Annotated in this window: 9 protein-coding genes; all 9 read right to left on the reverse strand. The window is 41.7% G+C overall.

Features of this window, described 5'->3' with window-relative positions:
• Positions 1 to 365 precede the first annotated feature (365 nt).
• Complete coding sequence (locus H8S63_RS18885) at positions 366 to 1,448, reverse strand: SGNH/GDSL hydrolase family protein (RefSeq protein ID WP_186927639.1); 1,083 nt, start codon at positions 1,446 to 1,448, stop codon at positions 366 to 368.
• Between the two features lie 21 nt (positions 1,449 to 1,469).
• On the reverse strand, positions 1,470 to 4,049 hold the full coding sequence (locus H8S63_RS18890; RefSeq protein WP_186927640.1) for a glycoside hydrolase family 3 N-terminal domain-containing protein: 2,580 nt from the start codon (positions 4,047 to 4,049) through the stop codon (positions 1,470 to 1,472).
• Positions 4,050 to 4,072: 23 nt separating this feature from the next.
• Positions 4,073 to 6,274: an alpha-N-acetylglucosaminidase gene (locus H8S63_RS18895; RefSeq protein WP_186927641.1), complete on the reverse strand. Its 2,202-nt coding sequence runs from the start codon at positions 6,272 to 6,274 to the stop codon at positions 4,073 to 4,075.
• 101 nt (positions 6,275 to 6,375) lie between these two features.
• On the reverse strand, positions 6,376 to 7,563 hold the full coding sequence (locus H8S63_RS18900; RefSeq protein WP_229102274.1) for a DUF4855 domain-containing protein: 1,188 nt from the start codon (positions 7,561 to 7,563) through the stop codon (positions 6,376 to 6,378).
• An 84-nt stretch (positions 7,564 to 7,647) separates the two neighbouring features.
• Positions 7,648 to 9,516 carry a DUF5018 domain-containing protein gene (locus H8S63_RS18905; protein ID WP_186927643.1) on the reverse strand — a complete coding sequence of 623 codons (1,869 nt, stop codon included), beginning with the start codon at positions 9,514 to 9,516 and terminating at the stop codon, positions 7,648 to 7,650.
• Between the two features lie 30 nt (positions 9,517 to 9,546).
• Positions 9,547 to 11,241 (reverse strand): RagB/SusD family nutrient uptake outer membrane protein, encoded by a 1,695-nt coding sequence (locus H8S63_RS18910; RefSeq protein WP_186927644.1) that lies wholly within the window; start codon positions 11,239 to 11,241, stop codon positions 9,547 to 9,549.
• A 34-nt stretch (positions 11,242 to 11,275) separates the two neighbouring features.
• The gene (locus H8S63_RS18915) at positions 11,276 to 14,404 is read right to left on the reverse strand and encodes a TonB-dependent receptor (RefSeq protein WP_186927645.1); all 3,129 of its coding nucleotides are present in this window, start codon (positions 14,402 to 14,404) and stop codon (positions 11,276 to 11,278) included.
• A 37-nt stretch (positions 14,405 to 14,441) separates the two neighbouring features.
• Positions 14,442 to 16,580 carry a hypothetical protein gene (locus H8S63_RS18920; RefSeq protein ID WP_186927646.1) on the reverse strand — a complete coding sequence of 713 codons (2,139 nt, stop codon included), beginning with the start codon at positions 16,578 to 16,580 and terminating at the stop codon, positions 14,442 to 14,444.
• Between the two features lie 6 nt (positions 16,581 to 16,586).
• Positions 16,587 to 17,109, reverse strand: a 523-nt coding sequence (locus tag H8S63_RS18925) for an AGE family epimerase/isomerase (protein ID WP_186927647.1), incomplete at its 5' end; no start/stop codon positions are given.

Genomic DNA, 17,109 nt, shown 5'->3' on the forward strand with positions numbered 1-17,109 from the left:
TTAAACCTAATGGGACGTTGGACGTTCCTTTAAAATCAACCTTATGTTTTGAACAAATAATACGGTAATTCATATGCAAACAACAGCTATTTTATGCACAATTCTGTAAATAAATTCTATATTTTAGTAGTTCCTCGCTCTAGTTTCATCTATTTATCAAAAGCATCAGTTATCGAAAGTGAAGAAAAAATAGCATAAAGACATTCTATTCAACATAAGACAGTCATATTGATTATCGATTTCTCAAATAATACCATGATACCCCGTATCTCTAGCTTTGATGCAAAGATCATAATAATGTGCATTACTCTTTCCCATATAGTTCGTTGTCAGACAAAATTAATAGTGAATGAGCCATAAAACCACTATTTTTTAAGTAGCTTTTTAATCACTGGAGTCACCAAATCAGCATAACGCATCATACCTACATCGGTAAAATGAATGCCATCTACTGTTGCCTCACGATCGCTTCCAAGCATCCTCTTTGAGGATATATAGTATATGTTTTTCTCTTTTCCTTTTTTCAATTCATTAAATATACGACGCAAGGTGTCATTCAAAGTCTTAATTTTCCGGGCATTGGCGTTATTGTAGTAGGAGTCCATGAACTGTGGATCTTCAATAAAGATAACAGGTGTATGAGGATGCCTGTCACGAAGTATACGGTAAAACTTCTCCATTCGCTCATTCATCTGCTCAACCGTGACATTAGGTACAAAATCAAGCACGAAAACACCGGCATCTACTCCAGCCATCACTTGAGCTACTCCAAGATCAAGAAAAGCGTTGCCACTAAACCCGAGATTGATACATTCCCGATTCAAACGGCGTGAGATTATATTGGTGTGAGCCATGCCTGGGCGGGAGGCACATCCGCCTTGAAGAATGCTGGTTCCATAAAATACTACAGGTTTTTCACGTACAGGACTTTCTATTGCGGGCTGATTGATACTGGCGCCAGCATCGATTCCAATCGACAAAGAAACCAGTCCGTCGTATAGCGGTAAATAAATCATAAACTCCCGTTCTTTGGCTTCCATACCGCTGATGAGGCTAGATTCCGTACTTTTTCCCATGGGACGGGCACTATTCACAAAATACCAGTTCTTTCCTTCCAGACAGTAGAGGTCAAGTCCTTTCACTGCTACATCAGTCATATGATCCATATGGAAATTAACCAACGATTCCCATTTTACTGCAACTTGAGTCGAATTGCTTCGGAAACGCACTGCCATACCCGATGAATTCCGACTTAGTTGCCACAACGGTAAGCGAGAAATATGTTCCAATGAATCAGGCAAACGTACATACCGCTCTGTGGTAGCAGCGGTAGCCTTTCCCAATAGTTGGAATTCAGCCGCATCATAGTAGGTTACCTGAGCTGACAGATTACTTGCCACAAGTAATAAAATAAGGTTTGCTATCTTCCTATAAACTGAAAATGACATAGTATATATAATTAAAGTTCTTTACTTCACTAATCTGATATTAATATTTTTGCGTCCTTTCACCTCCATTTGTTGAGTGATGAATCTTGCTTTGACAAAAGCTATGGAATCATCAGTCCGAAGGTTGATAGAATAAAATCCCTTTTCATCAGTTTGAGTCTCCTGACCGGATGAAATGGCACGAACCGTGACATAAGCTACCGGAGTGGCTTGTGCATCACGTACAAATCCCTGTACAGTAATAAACTCACCACTTGGCGTGACTTTAATGATTTGAGGAGAATCAACTACAGGAGTCTTCTCAAGTTTACTCCCTACTTCGATAGAAATACGATGGACTATGCGATCTGATGCAGTGCCCACTTTTATCTCAAAAGTCCCGGATTCCAAGTAGCGATTACCGATATTATCGGTCAGGTAGAGTTCGTGTACGGGGACTTTCAATGTGATCTCTTTCGTTTCGGCTGGGTTCAAACTTATCTTTTCAAAAGCTTTCAGCTGCTTTACCGGTGTCATAACAGTACTGACAACATCACGTATGTAAAGTTGAACGACTTCTTTGCCGGCAACTTCTCCACTGTTTGCAATCTTTACTTTTACGGCTATGGTATCATGAGCTTGATAGTGAGTTTTATCGGCAATTGCTGAAACCAAATCAAATGTAGTATAACTCAATCCATGACCAAAAGCCCAAAGAGGGTTCGGAGAAGAAAATACATAATCTCGTCCCGGCGTTTCATAAGTTCCGGGCTCTTTATAGAATCCCTTGTCGGTGGTCAAATGATTGTAAAAAGCGGGAAGGTGACCGGAGCTTTGAGGAAAGGAAAAACTAATTTTCCCTGATGGATTTACTTTACCAAAGAGAATATCGGCAATGGAATTACCTGCTTGTTCTCCGGCATACCATTGAACTAAAATAGCCGGAACATTTTTCTTAGCGAAAGGTATAGCAAACGGTTTACCGGCTACCAATATTAGGACTACCGGTTTACCTGTTGCACAGACCGCTTCAATCAGTTCTTCTTGAGCACCAGTCAATTCAACACCACTTAAATCAATTCCCTCGCCACTAGTAGAAGGGGCACTGCTGTGGCGTACAAAAGCGGTACTTGAACTGCCAACAAACAGTAATGCAACATCACTCTGTTGAGCCGCACATACAGCTTCTTCAATGCCTGATTGATCAAACGAAGCGATAGAACAGCCTTGGGCATAGTTCACTTTCACCTTTTTGCCTGCCAAACGACAGATGCCTTGTAACGGTGTGATACCATCTTCTTTGTTTTTACTCCATGTATAATCGCCAAATTGCACACAGTCTGCATTAGGACCAATTACTGCCACCGACCGGAGTTTCTTTATATCCAATGGAAGTAAATTACCTTCGTTTTTCAGAAGTACTGTCGACTCATCAGCAATCTGACGTGAAAGTGAAACACACTCTTTGGCACGTAACGGCCAACGATATGAATTTTTCTCAAGGTAAGGGTCTTCAAACAAACCTAATTCAAATTTAGCACGTAACACACGTTTCACCGCCCGGTCGATATAGCGTACATCAAACTCACCAGCCAGCACTTTACTCTCAAGCGATTTGAAACAGAGACTCGACGCTTCAACATCCAAACCAGCCGTAAGTACTTGACTGGCAGCCTCAAAATCATTACCAGCTGTTTCGTGAAAGTTTTTCAACATATCAATAACTCCCCAATCAGAGTAAACATAGCCTCGGAAGCCAAAACGGTCACGTAAAATATCAGTTAGCATAAATTTTGAAGCTGAATTGGGTTCGCGGTTCCAAGCATTGTAGCTTGACATAACTGCTAAAATATCGGTTTCAGCCAGTATGGCTTCAAAAGGTTTCAGATAGACATCAAATAAATCACGAATGCCACACTCCACTGATGCCAGATTTAATCCGCCCAATGGATTTCCGTGCGGTCCGTAATGCTTTGCCATTGGTGAAATGCCATGATCCATATATCCTTTAACCTCTGCTACAGCCATACGAGCACAAAGGAAGGGGTCCTCACTAAACGATTCTTCCACTCTGCCCCAACGTAACTCACGAGCTACATCTATACAAGGAGCTAACACTTGTTTTACCCCAATTGTATTAAGTTCACCCGCAATATGCTTTGTCATTTCATAAGCCAATTCAGGATTAAATGTACTGCCTATAGCTATATTCTGCGGATAGATAGTAGAACCTTCATGCACCACTCCATGAAGTGACTCCGCTACCGAAAAACCCGGAATACCCAGACGTGTCTGCTCCAGCAAATAGGTTTGAATAATGCGGAAGTTCTTCCTGCATTGCGCTGCCGTGAGTGGAAAACCTTCGAAAAAGCCATACCCTTTATCACCACACATCTTTGCTAACTTGGCGGTATTGAGCTTTTGTCCGTCAAATACATCCCACGATTGCAAATGGCTGATTTGAGCTATTTTTTCCTGTAACGTCATACGGTTCAACAGATCGTTTACCCGTTCTTCAGTGGGAAGTGATGGATTCTTGTATGGAAATGCATGCTGTGCATTCAATGAAGAGGCACAACAAAATAAGCATATGATCAGAATATCTTTAATTATAAATTTCATAGTTACGAAAAATTAGTTAACAATTACGGATATAATGAGCAGAAGTCATCATCATATTTTAATATCAGTTCTTTAGCCAAAGATATTGGATTTTCTTCAGAAATGATTGGAAAATCTTCATTTTTCAATGTCCACTCATACTCAAACTGTGTAATATCCTGATGAAATTTCTCTTCATCAAAGTTTTTATGCCTGGTCATAGCGGCAATTACTTCTTCTGTGAAACGTTTCCAGCGTTCTCTGTAGAATGTACGTGTCAATCCTCCCCATCCTCTATTGGCATAATCGTTCAGCTGGGTATCTTTCTGTCCCCATACCGTAAGAATGCACCGTGCATTTTCTTCATAATATTTTTGTTCTTGTTCATTCACTGCAAAATCTCTGGCATCTTTTATCCATTTGCCTATTGAGAAAACAGGACTGCAGCAGAGCAATCGATCTACATCGAGCAAAAGCTGGTCCATACGCTGTCCCCACACCTTAGTTCCTTCCAAATCTTTTTTCCGATAGCAATCGGTAAACTTATCACGATAGTCAGCAAAAAGATTACCTAAAACTTGCCTTCCCACATTAATTACATCAAAATGATATTCAGAATGATATACTCCTTCAGCCTTCAGCAACTCTTTCCAGATTTCCCACAAATCGATATTTTTATAATCGTACCCGGGAAGTGTGTTCCATCCTTCTACGCCTTCTAACTGTGGACGAGCATTCATCAATACTGCTTGTCCGCAAAGGGCTGCTGAGGTATAGATCTTCTCATATAGTTGTTTCCATGCTTTAATAATATGATTATCTACATTCCCCCCTCTGCATTGGGCCCAATTTGCAATCCACTGGTGGACAGGTATTGAATTTTGCCATGCACGTTCAAAAACGAATTCATACATTAAAGGATTTACATCAAGACCTTCAAGCGTCACTCCCAAACCATATACGTTATCGCCTCCTTCTTTGAAAAGTCGATCAATTTTAAAATCTACATCATTCAGGTCACCAGCTAAAAAAGTGTTTCCACCAAAATTTCCTAAATAACACCAAATATAAGGTTTCCCGTAGTATTGCTCTGTATCACGCCATATTTCTGTATAATCACAATAATAATCAAGTAAAATCAGTTTATCTTGGGGAACAGCATTTAAAAAGGATTTGATACGGGGTTGAGTCCATTTCTCTTTGGCATGATAAAACATCCACGTCATCTGTAACCATTGAGCAGCGGAATCCACACTTTGGATCGATTTATAGATTTTATCAGATACATTGGACAAAAACTCCTCGTTCCAGTTGGGTGAGTCTACTTCGTTGAAAGGATCGATACCATAAATGTGGTTAGTGCCATACACTTTTGTTTGTTCCTCTAAAAAACGATGTTGAATGACTGAATAAAGCGAATCCATGGGATCAATGAAGTGACTACGATACTTTTCATCGTATCCTCCCCATTGACTCATTGTGTAGATTTTAGCTTCCGGATAAAGTTCTTTAAGTTCAGCGGGAACATGTCCTGCAAAAGCTGGTAGAATGGGAGTCATATCAAAAGCCCGTTCACGTTCAAGAATTAATTTCTGTAGTTTTTCTTGGTCTGCCAACCATGATTGAGGTAGCGGACTTTGCCAATAATCGACGTTTGACATACGATGCCAGGGAAGGTGAGCCGGACCTGTAAAATAAGTACGAACCTCCTCATCAGACAGTCCCATCTCCGTCCATACTTTATACCATATAGACTCTTGACCTGTGATAGCCAACGGCATGGTTACTCCATTCAGAGCCATCCAGTCAATAAGTCGTTCCCAATCACTCCATTTCCAGTAGGGCATAGAGTAACCAAAGGTGCAATAATTAAGAAAGAAACGATTCTTACACTTTGAACGTAAAATAACGGGAGCTTCTACTTCAGGTAGTTGAGCAGGCATTACTACACTATCCGAAGCATACCAAGAGACATGTGCCTGACAGTAATACTTCAAATAATGGTTTAGTCCTACGGCCAATGAATTCCGGTTGTTTCCTTTAATCAGAATCTTCCCATTGTCAGACTCAAGTGTAAAGCGGTCTATATCTACAGAATCAGTCAGAAGTTGAAATTGGAAAGAGTGAGCATGTTGAGGAAACAAACGTTCGCACATTTCACTAAGTGTATTTGTAGCCGGATCTTGATTTCTTTGGCAACTCACCATAAAAAAAAGTAGTATAAGATAAAAGTATTTATTGTTCATAAGCATATCGTCTATTCAAATGCGAGGAAAATGTTTTTTTATAAGAATTTTAAGGGTGTCCTTCTTCGGACACCCTCGATTGCAAATGTGAAATATACTTGTTAATGTGAATCACGGATAGGACGTTCTATAACAAACTTGCAGAACTTATGATAAAGAGCCACGTCAGCCGGTTCACTAGAGTACTTCAAGGTAAGCAATGCGTTATTACTCTGATAGTAAGCCAAGCGGCATTTTTCCCATACACCATACTCCTTGAATTTTGCCATATAGTTTTCCAAACGGTAAGCTTTGCCGTGAGCTGCCAACACATCGTCCTCAAACTCTATCTCCATCTGCATATTGCAACGCAAAGCTTCTTTGCAGGCTTCATCAAGACGTGTAAGAGGTATTTTATCGTCAAAATAGTAGTTGGGCTGGTAGTAAGCATAGTGAAATCCCAGTTCTTTCCAAGACTCGTGACCATCGGAATTGAAGAATGGAATCCAGTTGAAACTATATTTCAGTTCGTTCAGATAGTTGGCAATGGGGGTAATGATATTTCCGGTATGTGAAGCATCCTCGGCAATCCAATAGAATCCAGCTAAGTCGACATATTGATACCCCTTCTCGTTGAAACGGGCACGTACTTGATCGATGAACCACTTACAAGCCTTCACACGGTCAGCAGGTTTGGAGAAGTCGAGCGACACATTATCAATCTCACCCCAATATACACTCGACGAACCTGGCACCAATTCATTCTGTACGTCAATAGGCTCAGGAATGCCAATTATTACCTGGCGTTTGTACACAGGCGCCCCAATGGTAGTCATTGCTTTCTTTACACCGGCTTCGATAGCTGCAATACCAGTTTCTGAATTGAAATAACAATCGATGAGTTTCATCCACTCAGCCTTGGTGGCTGATTCATAGCGCATACCCTTGGTATACTCTCTCACCGTCTGCCAATTGTCGGAAGTATTGAGGATTTCAAGCATAAGGAAGCTATCAAAGAACCAGTGTGAAGTGTTTTGTTCGTCTACATAAGTAATATAAGGTTGGGCGCGTTCCTGCGTCCAAATGGGGCGTTGGTCACCACCCGAGTAAAAAAGTACCATATCGGTATTAGCCAAGATTGACTGACGGTTGATTTCCCAATCGTATTTTTGGTCGGGCTTAATTTCAATTTCTCCACTGCCGTCTTCTGGGAAAATAGGAACGGTATGTTCCTCATCGGAACAAGCTACTAATACTGAGCATAAGCCTCCCATCAGTAGTGATACAAAGGTAAGAACAATCTTTTTCATACGTTTCTTATTCATTGTTTTATTATGTTTAAATAATCGTTTGAATATCGTTTAAATGGAATTAAAAATAACATTAGGTACCGTTTACAGGCCTTTGAACTTTGTGAGTTCGAAAGCTATCAAGCCATGATCGGTAGTAAGCATATATACCTGTACGGCCAGTCCGTCCTGACTTTTGGCAAAAATTACATCACCTGTACAAGGAATATTCTCACCAAGCACACTGCTCACTCCATCGAACGCCCAAGGAGAGGTATATCCCGTAGCTGTATAACCTGACCCCGGTACGCCGCCCGGCACATCTGCATTTCCTATTGTATTGCCTTGCTGTGAATCGAAGATGAAGCCATTACTCATAGAATTAGCATTGGGATTCTTGGTGATGTCAGCTACATAAAGGCGTTGTGGTCCATTGAAGGAACCCGAACCATTCTGAACAGCTAACAATCTCGCGCCGTTAAAATCAACATAATCGATACCTTTAGTGAATCCTTGCCACCCCCAATAATGTGAATCGGGAACAGTAAAAGCAAAAGCTCTGTCTGCACTATCACCAACAGGAGCACAAATCACCATATTAGTTTCATTGGCTGGTGTAGATATGTAGCTGAAAGGTTTCTCCGTATTAGTTGTAAGGATCTTCGTATAGTCTTCTACACGTGCACCACTCACATTAGCAAATTCAACATGCGCCTTGCCACTCATTATGCCATCGACAAAGCTGATAAATACCATACGGTATGAGAAAGGAGACGTAGTGGTGAGTACAGCTTTTCCACTAGTAATGTCACCTGTGATGTGAATAGAACTACCCATATCAATATTATAGTTCCAGTTAACTCCCATAGGTGCCTGATCGAAAACTGGATCACTGAAAGGTTTATCAAGTATCAATGTGGGAGTGTTCTCTATACCATTTTTCCATACCCATACATTAACATCCGTATAAGGAGTGGCATAGCTTCCTGTACGGGTACTCACGTAAGCCATGGCTACCATGTGTCCATTATCATCGGAGGTAATAGCACGTATGATGCGATTAGATGGTATACCGATCACATTCACTTTCACCTGATCAAGCAACTTGCCGTTATATCGGTTAAACACCGGCATGTTGACGAAATTATTGCTATTACTAAGGATGAGATAATCATCTACTACAGCCATAGTACGATTGGCACCCACTTCAAACCCATGCGAATTTTCTTTCAAAGTCTGGAAACCAAAGAGTCCGGCCACATAACCCACACCATATTCCACGAACTCAGGAGTTTTGTACACTGTTTCGTATACCGTCTTCTTAACACCATCCTGTGCAATGATAGTAACAGTAGGCATCACACTCAAATCGAGGATTTTTGTCACAGGATCGTAAGCATCCGATTCAATAGTCGCCCATGGAGCAATGGTGATAAGTGCATTTTGCAATTCTCCGTCGATACTTGACGAGGTCTTATAGATAATAATTTGTCCTTTTTTACCCTCTTCAACAGGATCAGCCACTACAATCTGAGCACGTACATTGGCTAGTTCGACCTTAATGATATTAGCACGTTCCGATTTTTTATAAATAGCTGTAAAAGTGTAGTTCTTCTTGGAACCATCGGCTTCAATTAAGGTAGAAGAGAATCCTTCTTTCAAATTGTGAATACCCGATAAAGGGGGATCAAAACGGGCACCCACAGGAAGTGTAGCTTTGAGTCGCATACGGGTAATATCTCCTTGAATAGGTTCTGTATCTGAGATGTAGTAGGGAGTCTGTACTACAGCAGTACCGTTGGCACGATCGATAACGGTTTCATACTCAGTGTTCTCATTACCTGCAAATCGTCCGGTAATGATGAGTTGATCGGTGATTTCACTTTCGGTTCTCACCAAATCGTCAGGGTCAACACATCCCGCCAGGCAGAACGAGAAAGCCCAAAAGCCATTTATGATATGTTTTAGTTTCATATTATCTACTTATTTAGATGGTAACCATAATTATTTCCAACTAGGAGTTTGCTCACACATTATGTTATTTCGAAGCTCGCTGGAAGGTATCGGGAAAATATTATATTTCTTGGGGAACTTACGGTCCTGCGTGTCACATTCTACACGGGTATAAAGAAAGCTTGAACCGGTTTTTTCAATTTTGATACCATGCAGTCGTTGCCCATTGAGTACCTTTTGAGCAATATCCCAACGAACAAGATCATACCAACGATGTCCTTCGAGTCCCAATTCACATACCCGTTCCTTCGAGAGATCTTCAAGATAATTGTCCCAGGTAGACTGCTGAGCTAAAATAGGCAATCCCACACGAGTACGAATCTTGTTGAGATAGTCGTAAGCTTCCTTAAACTTATCCAAACGGGCATAGGCCTCGGAAAGGATAAGAACAATCTCGGCATAACGCATCTCAATCCAGTAGGATGTACTTTCAATGTCTACGTAGTTGATATTGTCGCTTTTATCCATAAATTTACGGAAGATATAACCGGTGGTACTAGTGCGCACATAGTCCTGGCTTGCCGATGTAGAGAAATCCATGTATCCGTCTTTACCACCTACGTAAAGTTCAAGTTGACGTCCTGTCCAATTGGCACCATTATAGAGAATAGAAGCATAGAAACGTGGGTCGCGGTTTCCCCATGGTCCTTCGGAATATTCATTCAAATGAGTCCAATCAAACGATTTCCAGTCCTTACCTACCTTGATATCAAATGCAGAAGCATACTCATCGGTAGGCGTAGCGGCTGCGCCCAACGTACCAGGTTGTAAGCCTGCTTTTTCTGTGTCATAGGGTGGGCAGAAGAAATGATTAAACATGTGTTGCTTAGTCTTCTGTTGAAAATAGACAGGCAAAATTAACTCCTTATTATTCACAGTATTGAAAATTTGCATATAGCTGTCCTTAGAAGTCCCTGAAAGTAGTTGATATACACCCTTTCTCTCCAGCTTTTCTACCTCTAATGCTGCATTAACAGCATCCTGCCAACGCTTGGCATAGAGAGCGGCACGGGCTTTCATGCCATAAGCAGCCCCCTTTGTAAGGCGACCTGCCTCCGATCCTGTCCATTCTTCCGGTAGGATTTGGGCTGCTTTTTCATATTCGTCAAGGATAAAAGTCCAGCAATCTTCTTCTGACGAACGAGCTTTTGCACGCTGGTTATGATCATCCACTCGATCTTCGTTGATACGCAGGATTACACCGCCATGACGCAATACCAGCTCTTGATAAGCAAAAGCACGCATAAAACGAACTTCGGCAGTTCGAATGGCTAACTGATCGGAATCCAAATTATCAGCAAAGCCACTATGAACATCGTAAAAATACTCATTAAACCGGCGAATCTGCTCGTACATGTCATCCCAATTAGAGCGATAATTAGCATCAGGACTCATCATATTGTCGTAATAAAAAAGTTTGTTCACGCTACCCTCAGCTACATTGAACCAAGAATATTTAATGAGGTCACTCACACCATCGTCCATGGCCAGATTAGCTCCCACATTGATATCGGCATTGCTATAAAACACGTTATAGAAACTTTTGACATAAAGATCCAGGTTCTTTATAGAAGCATAGGCTGTAGATTCGCTATAAGTGTCAGTAGGATCGATATCGAGCACATTACACGATTGCAATGTGAGGGTCGACAGAGCCAATCCCAGTAATAGATTTTTTGTTTTCATGCTAATTTATTTTATTAGATGTTGTACATAGGGTTTAGAACGTTACGTCTACACCAAACGTAAAGGTGCGTTGCTGCGGATAGTAACCTTGAATGACATTGGCCGACTCTGGGTCGAGGTACTTAAACTCGGTGAGAGTAAAAAGGTTGTGGCCGCTGGCAAACAGACGAAGATTGCTGATACCGGATTTCTTTACCCATGACTGTGGCAAGGTGTATCCCAAAGTCACATTCTTGAGGCGTACGTAAGCACCATTACGCTTCCAGAAGTCAGATACCTGCGCATTATTAGCATAAGCTACTGTACTGAGACGCGGATATTCAGCATTGGTATTGTCGGGACGCCAGCTGTTCTCCACCAAGTAGTAAGGCGCGTTATCCCATCCGGCATAGAAAGGGCGCGTAAGTGGAGTCTGGTCACGTGCACCGTTGTTCCATTCGCCACAAAGCAACTTGTCGCACAAGGCAGCACCTTGCAACTGAACAGAGAGGTCGAACCCTTTCCAGTTGGCGTCGGCCATCAACGAGAACATCATCTCAGGCGTGGTGGGGCGTGCAATCTTTACCTCATCGTCCCAGCTAATGAGTCCATCACCATTATAATCAAGGTAACGGATGTCACCCAATCGGGGAGTTTCGCTGATAGGTAATGGAGCTGCGTCAATCTCGGCTTGTGTCTGATACAGACCTAGCGATTTCAACCCCCAAATGGACCCTACCGATGTTCCCAGACGGTTCTGCCAAGGTTTAGTATTGTCAGCCTGCGTCATACGCAGTATTTTATTGCGGGCAAACGAAAGGTTACCATTCAAGCTGTAATTGAATTTGCCAATGTGATTACGGTGTTTTACTGTCATCTCGAATCCACGGTTATCAAATGTACCACTGTTTTCAATACTCGGATAATGGCCTCCCAGCGAAGGAGGATATACACCACCAATGGAACGAAGGATATCGTAAGTATATTTGTAGAAAACATCGAACTCAATGCCCAAAAGACCATTCCATGCCGAAAGTTCGAAACCAACGTTGATAGAACGACATTTTTCCCAAGTAAGATTCTCCATCGGGTAAGATACTTTATTATACAGAGTATTCACCGCTTGTGGAGTAGTACCGAAAACTGTACTGTTTTTGGCCCATGCGTACTGTTTGCGATAGAGGAAAGGATCAACATTGTCGCTACCTAAGATACCGAAAGAGGCTCTTAACTTGAAGCGTTCCACTTGAGGAAAGAGTTCTTTGAAAAAATCCTCTTCAGAAGCAACCCAGCCCAATGAAGCCGATGGGAAGAATCCCCAGCGATTACCCTTTTTAAAGTGATAAGAGCCATCGTACCGGAAAGTAAATTCAGCCAAATAACGGTTATTATAAGCATAGTTGAAACGACCAACATAACCGGCATAGCCCTGGCGGATGCTGCTGGAAAAGTTACCATCGGTGGGATGAATAGTAGAGCCAAAGGGTAACTCGTCAATATCGAGAAGTGCGAAATCGGAGCGATAGCCTGTCAGCGTATTTCCTTTACGCTCAGTCTGTTCATAAAGGAATAGTGCACCTACATCATGTAAACCAAACTTTTGGTTGTATGAGATAGAAGGGCGTAATACTACTTGCTGTTCTTTCTCGTCACCGACTGACATCCCCCCTGTTGGCTGCAGATTAGAAGCATATTGACGTACATATTTCTTGGACTCGGGTTTATAAAGCATTAATTCGTAAGAGTATTTGAAGCTGCGTGAATCACGATCTTGCCAGTCCCAACCCACAAACATACCAGCTTTCAAACCTTTGAGGAAGGGGAAAGAGTATTCTATCTTGGCCGATGTCTCCAGACGCATGGTGCGCGTTTTACTATAGCCCGAATGTCCAGCTGCATACTCAGGATTGGAAGCACCACGATAACCAGATGTCGGCATCCCTTCATATTCGAGTGGAACAAACGGAGCGGCATAAAGCAATACCCCCACCACATTATTCGTCGTTTGATTCTCATAACTGTCGCCACCTGGCTGATAGTAGTCGTTAATTTTACCAGCCACGTTAAGTGACACACTGATATCTTTGGTTACTTGCGTATCGATATTCGAACGAAAGTTACCACGTTCCAGCTCAAAACCTTTAATGAAGCCATTCTGTTTCATAAATCCGCCACTGAGGAAGTAACGGGTTTTCTCGTTGCCACCACTGATAGAAAGATTGTGCTGATGCATTAAAGTAGTACGATAAATAGGTTCCTGCCAATCGGTATTTTCAAAGCCATCGGTAGGATCTCCATTGGTAGTCATGGCAATTTCTTCATCGGTAAAGTAGGCTTTCTCACCATCCATGCGACGAGCATAGTTATACCACTGCATATAGTGTGTACCATTCATAAACTTGGGTAGCGTAGTAGCATGTGAGAAAGTGAGCGACCCTTTATAATTAATGGCAGTTTTGCCCTCTGTTCCTCGTTTGGTAGTGACCAATATTACACCTGCAGCAGCTTTCATTCCATACACAGCACACGAGGCGGCATCTTTTAATATAGTAACTGATTCCACTTCATTGGGATTGATATACGCCATGCTTCGTTCTACACCATCTACCAGAATAAGGGGGCCATCACCTCCATTATATGTAGAATGTCCACGAACCAACAATGAAACATCATCAGCTCCCGGGGCTCCGGTGGCTTGTTGAGATATCAATCCCGGCAACTTGCCGACCAAGGCTTGCGAAACGTTGCTTGTTGTTGACTTCAATAATTCTTTAGAAGATACCGAAGCTATTGATCCTGTAAGATGGATCTTTTTCTGAGTACCATAACCGACTACTACCACCTCGTCGAGGCTATTAATGTCTTCTTGAAGGGTAACATTGATCATAGAACGGCTGTTAACTTTTACCTCTTGTGTTATCATACCTATATATGATAGTACTAATGTAGCAGACCTGGGTGCATTCAAGGTAAAATGACCATTAAGATCAGTAGTTGTGCCCGTTGCGCTCCCCTTTACGGTCACACTGACTCCGGGTAACGGCAACCCTGTCGCATCTATGACGACTCCATTGACTGTACTTTGCGCATAACTATTCGATGCGCATACAAAAAGTATTGTTAATGAGAAGAATAATATTCTCATAGAACAAAAACGACCTTTTTGCATAGCTTTGTGTTTCATAAGTTAGAAGTTTATTAATAATATGTATATATTTTATTTAAAGTTGGCGTGTTATCATTTCCTCAATTACTTTAGTGGCAACAGTAGAAACATCTTTTTGGTTAGCAATATCCCATAATGATGAATCTTCTTCAAGAACAAACTGTGTACCCACAATCCAACTCTGAATCCATCCGGTAAGAGTGCTCCATACCCCCCATCCGGCATCAGCATTCGAAGCCCAATAATTCCAATCTTCATAATTGAAAGCCCTGAACCATGCACCATCTACGTTCTTGAATTTATCACTACGTACTTGAATACGAATCAAAAAATCGCGCATTTGATTTACAGCCTTTATGTAAGTAGTATCCTGAGTTGCCTTAGCAGCTTCACACAGACCCACAAAGGCAAAGTTTGTTGTATAAAGCATATCAGCAACCGGATCGCCATTGTCAAAAATTAGTGGTGCTTCGTTGTTGCCGTATTCCGCATTGGAAGGAGTACGACCAAAAAGACTTTTTGACTCATCACCCAGTTCTTCGCGAATACCTCCACAAGGCACTTGATTTCTAAGAAGTTCATTTGTCATAAAATGCAGCCAATCCAAGTGTTCCTCTGTTGGTTCCACCCGATAGAGCCATGCTAGCGGCAGAATCATACGGGCACGTTCTTGTTGAATTCCATTAGTCCACGACCACTGTTCCGGATATCCTTCCATCATCATAGTTATTCCACGTTTCACACGTTCAAGCAGTGGCTGATAATGTGTTTGATTATAAAGCCAAAGATAGCAAGCCCAGTTCCAAGCCTCAAAGTGAGCATGCAGATTTACCAGGTTAGCATTATAGTATGATTTCCATCCGCATTTCTGTAAATCAGACTCAAGAATATTTTGTCCTCTAAATCCATTTAATCCCGTAGTACGGAAATTACCTACAATGCCCTCAACAATTTGCTTATCCCATTTAGGGTTATTCATCAATGCTGATGAAGCGATAGAACCTAATAATGAACGGGCATTATCATCGCCATAATAAGTGCCTTTATGTGTATAAGCCCATCCTAACAGACCATATGATGGGGATTTTGGATCATTGCGTACTGAATCTCTATATTCAGTGAATGAATAGTCGAGTAAATTGGCAGCTACCTTTGTATATTGTGAATTATCCAGTAATGTACCGGCAGCAGCAAAAGCGAACGAAGTTTCTCCTTGAACATCATCACGCATCCAGTAACGATACATCTGCGTACCGTCATATTTAATACCTGACATATGCCCTTCCAATACACCCAACGAACCATCACCATCAGGCATGTCAGCTGGCAATTCAGGACCAACCGGCATCAAACCATCACCCATATACTTATCTGCCCAATCTTTTTTCCAAGAAGGATGCACCAAGAAGTGACCATTATAATACCATTCCACTCCCTTAGCAATACTTTGTTTTCCAGCCTCCTCTGGTAACGGCTCGGTAGCAGTATAGGATGGTGACACATATGTCAACCAAGAAGAAAATGTTACACCTTCTTTATGCAGCAACCAGTTCATAATATATTCAAACATAGACTGCACACGCTGCTCAGGAAGATAACGACAAACTGCAAAATTACTGATACTAGTAGCAGCTACCATCAACTGATTATTCTGCTGATACAACAATGGATGGACCGGTGTATTGGCCAAGCCATATACCGCTTTATCAAAACCTGCTACCCTAGCAGCTACCAAATACGTACTATCAGGTGTTAAATCCAATTCCTTCAACACGCATCGGTGAAAAGCCATCAAAGCCATAGAAGGAAGTTGAGGAGTTAGTGAATCACAAACCACTATCCGCTCCAGTTCCATGGTATCCGTCTTTACACACAAATGTTCACCGATCTGCTGAGGAAAGTCCATGAAAACACGCAAAGACTTCGATTGAATCAAGGCTAAATCCTCGCTTGTCACCACTGTACCCTGTTCTGGATAAGAAGGACAAAGCAATAAAACCGGAGCCTGCTCTGAAGCTATCCGAAGAGCCTCTGTTACAGAAGTACAGAAATGTAATTGATATCCCTCATCTGTCAACAACTGAGCCAGATTGCTATGTGCATCGCCATAACACACAATCTTCTCCTTCTTCACTCCACAAGAGAATAAGAACAGACAAAAAAATAGGATTGATATAATTCTTAATTTATTCATTATTCTTTATTTTTGACTAATTGCTTCCAATGTTTTCCAGCACTGATACAAGCCTCTAGGTACGTGGAAACAGCCTTTCCATTTTCCTCCTTTTAATGAAAGTAACACTTCACCGCGGCGGTTCAGATAACCAAACCATTCAGAGTGTTCCTGATCCTTGAAGTGTTCCCAAGTATAGTTGTGCACCTTTTCGAACCATTCCAGACACTGTTTGTCTCCTGCAAATTGATATCCTTTTAATAAAGAAATAAGCGTCTCGATATGCACCCACCAAAGTTTCTGGTCCCATTCCAACTGTTGTGGTGGATAGCCATCACGATCCATGAAATAATAGATACCTCCATATTCTTTATCCCAACCATATTCAAGCATCGTAAGAGTGATGTTCTTAGCCTTTTCGATTAACTCCGGACGGTTTAGGCGTTTCCCCAAATCCATGATAAACCACATGGCTTCAATCGCGTGACCGGGAGTAATCTGCCGTCCTTCAAAGCAATCTATTAGATTACCATTCACATCTACATTCTCA

This window comes from Bacteroides sp. NSJ-39 (genome assembly GCF_014287315.1).
In the GTDB taxonomy this organism is placed as follows: domain Bacteria; phylum Bacteroidota; class Bacteroidia; order Bacteroidales; family Bacteroidaceae; genus Bacteroides; species Bacteroides finegoldii.

Coding starts and splice junctions, on each gene's coding strand:
- H8S63_RS18885 (WP_186927639.1), bottom strand. CDS start 1,448: ATGTCATTTTCAGTTTATAGGAAGATAGCAAACCTTATTTTATTACTT.
- H8S63_RS18890 (WP_186927640.1), bottom strand. CDS start 4,049: ATGAAATTTATAATTAAAGATATTCTGATCATATGCTTATTTTGTTGT.
- H8S63_RS18895 (WP_186927641.1), bottom strand. CDS start 6,274: ATGAACAATAAATACTTTTATCTTATACTACTTTTTTTTATGGTGAGT.
- H8S63_RS18900 (WP_229102274.1), bottom strand. CDS start 7,563: ATGAAAAAGATTGTTCTTACCTTTGTATCACTACTGATGGGAGGCTTA.
- H8S63_RS18905 (WP_186927643.1), bottom strand. CDS start 9,516: ATGAAACTAAAACATATCATAAATGGCTTTTGGGCTTTCTCGTTCTGC.
- H8S63_RS18910 (WP_186927644.1), bottom strand. CDS start 11,241: ATGAAAACAAAAAATCTATTACTGGGATTGGCTCTGTCGACCCTCACA.
- H8S63_RS18915 (WP_186927645.1), bottom strand. CDS start 14,404: ATGAAACACAAAGCTATGCAAAAAGGTCGTTTTTGTTCTATGAGAATA.
- H8S63_RS18920 (WP_186927646.1), bottom strand. CDS start 16,580: ATGAATAAATTAAGAATTATATCAATCCTATTTTTTTGTCTGTTCTTA.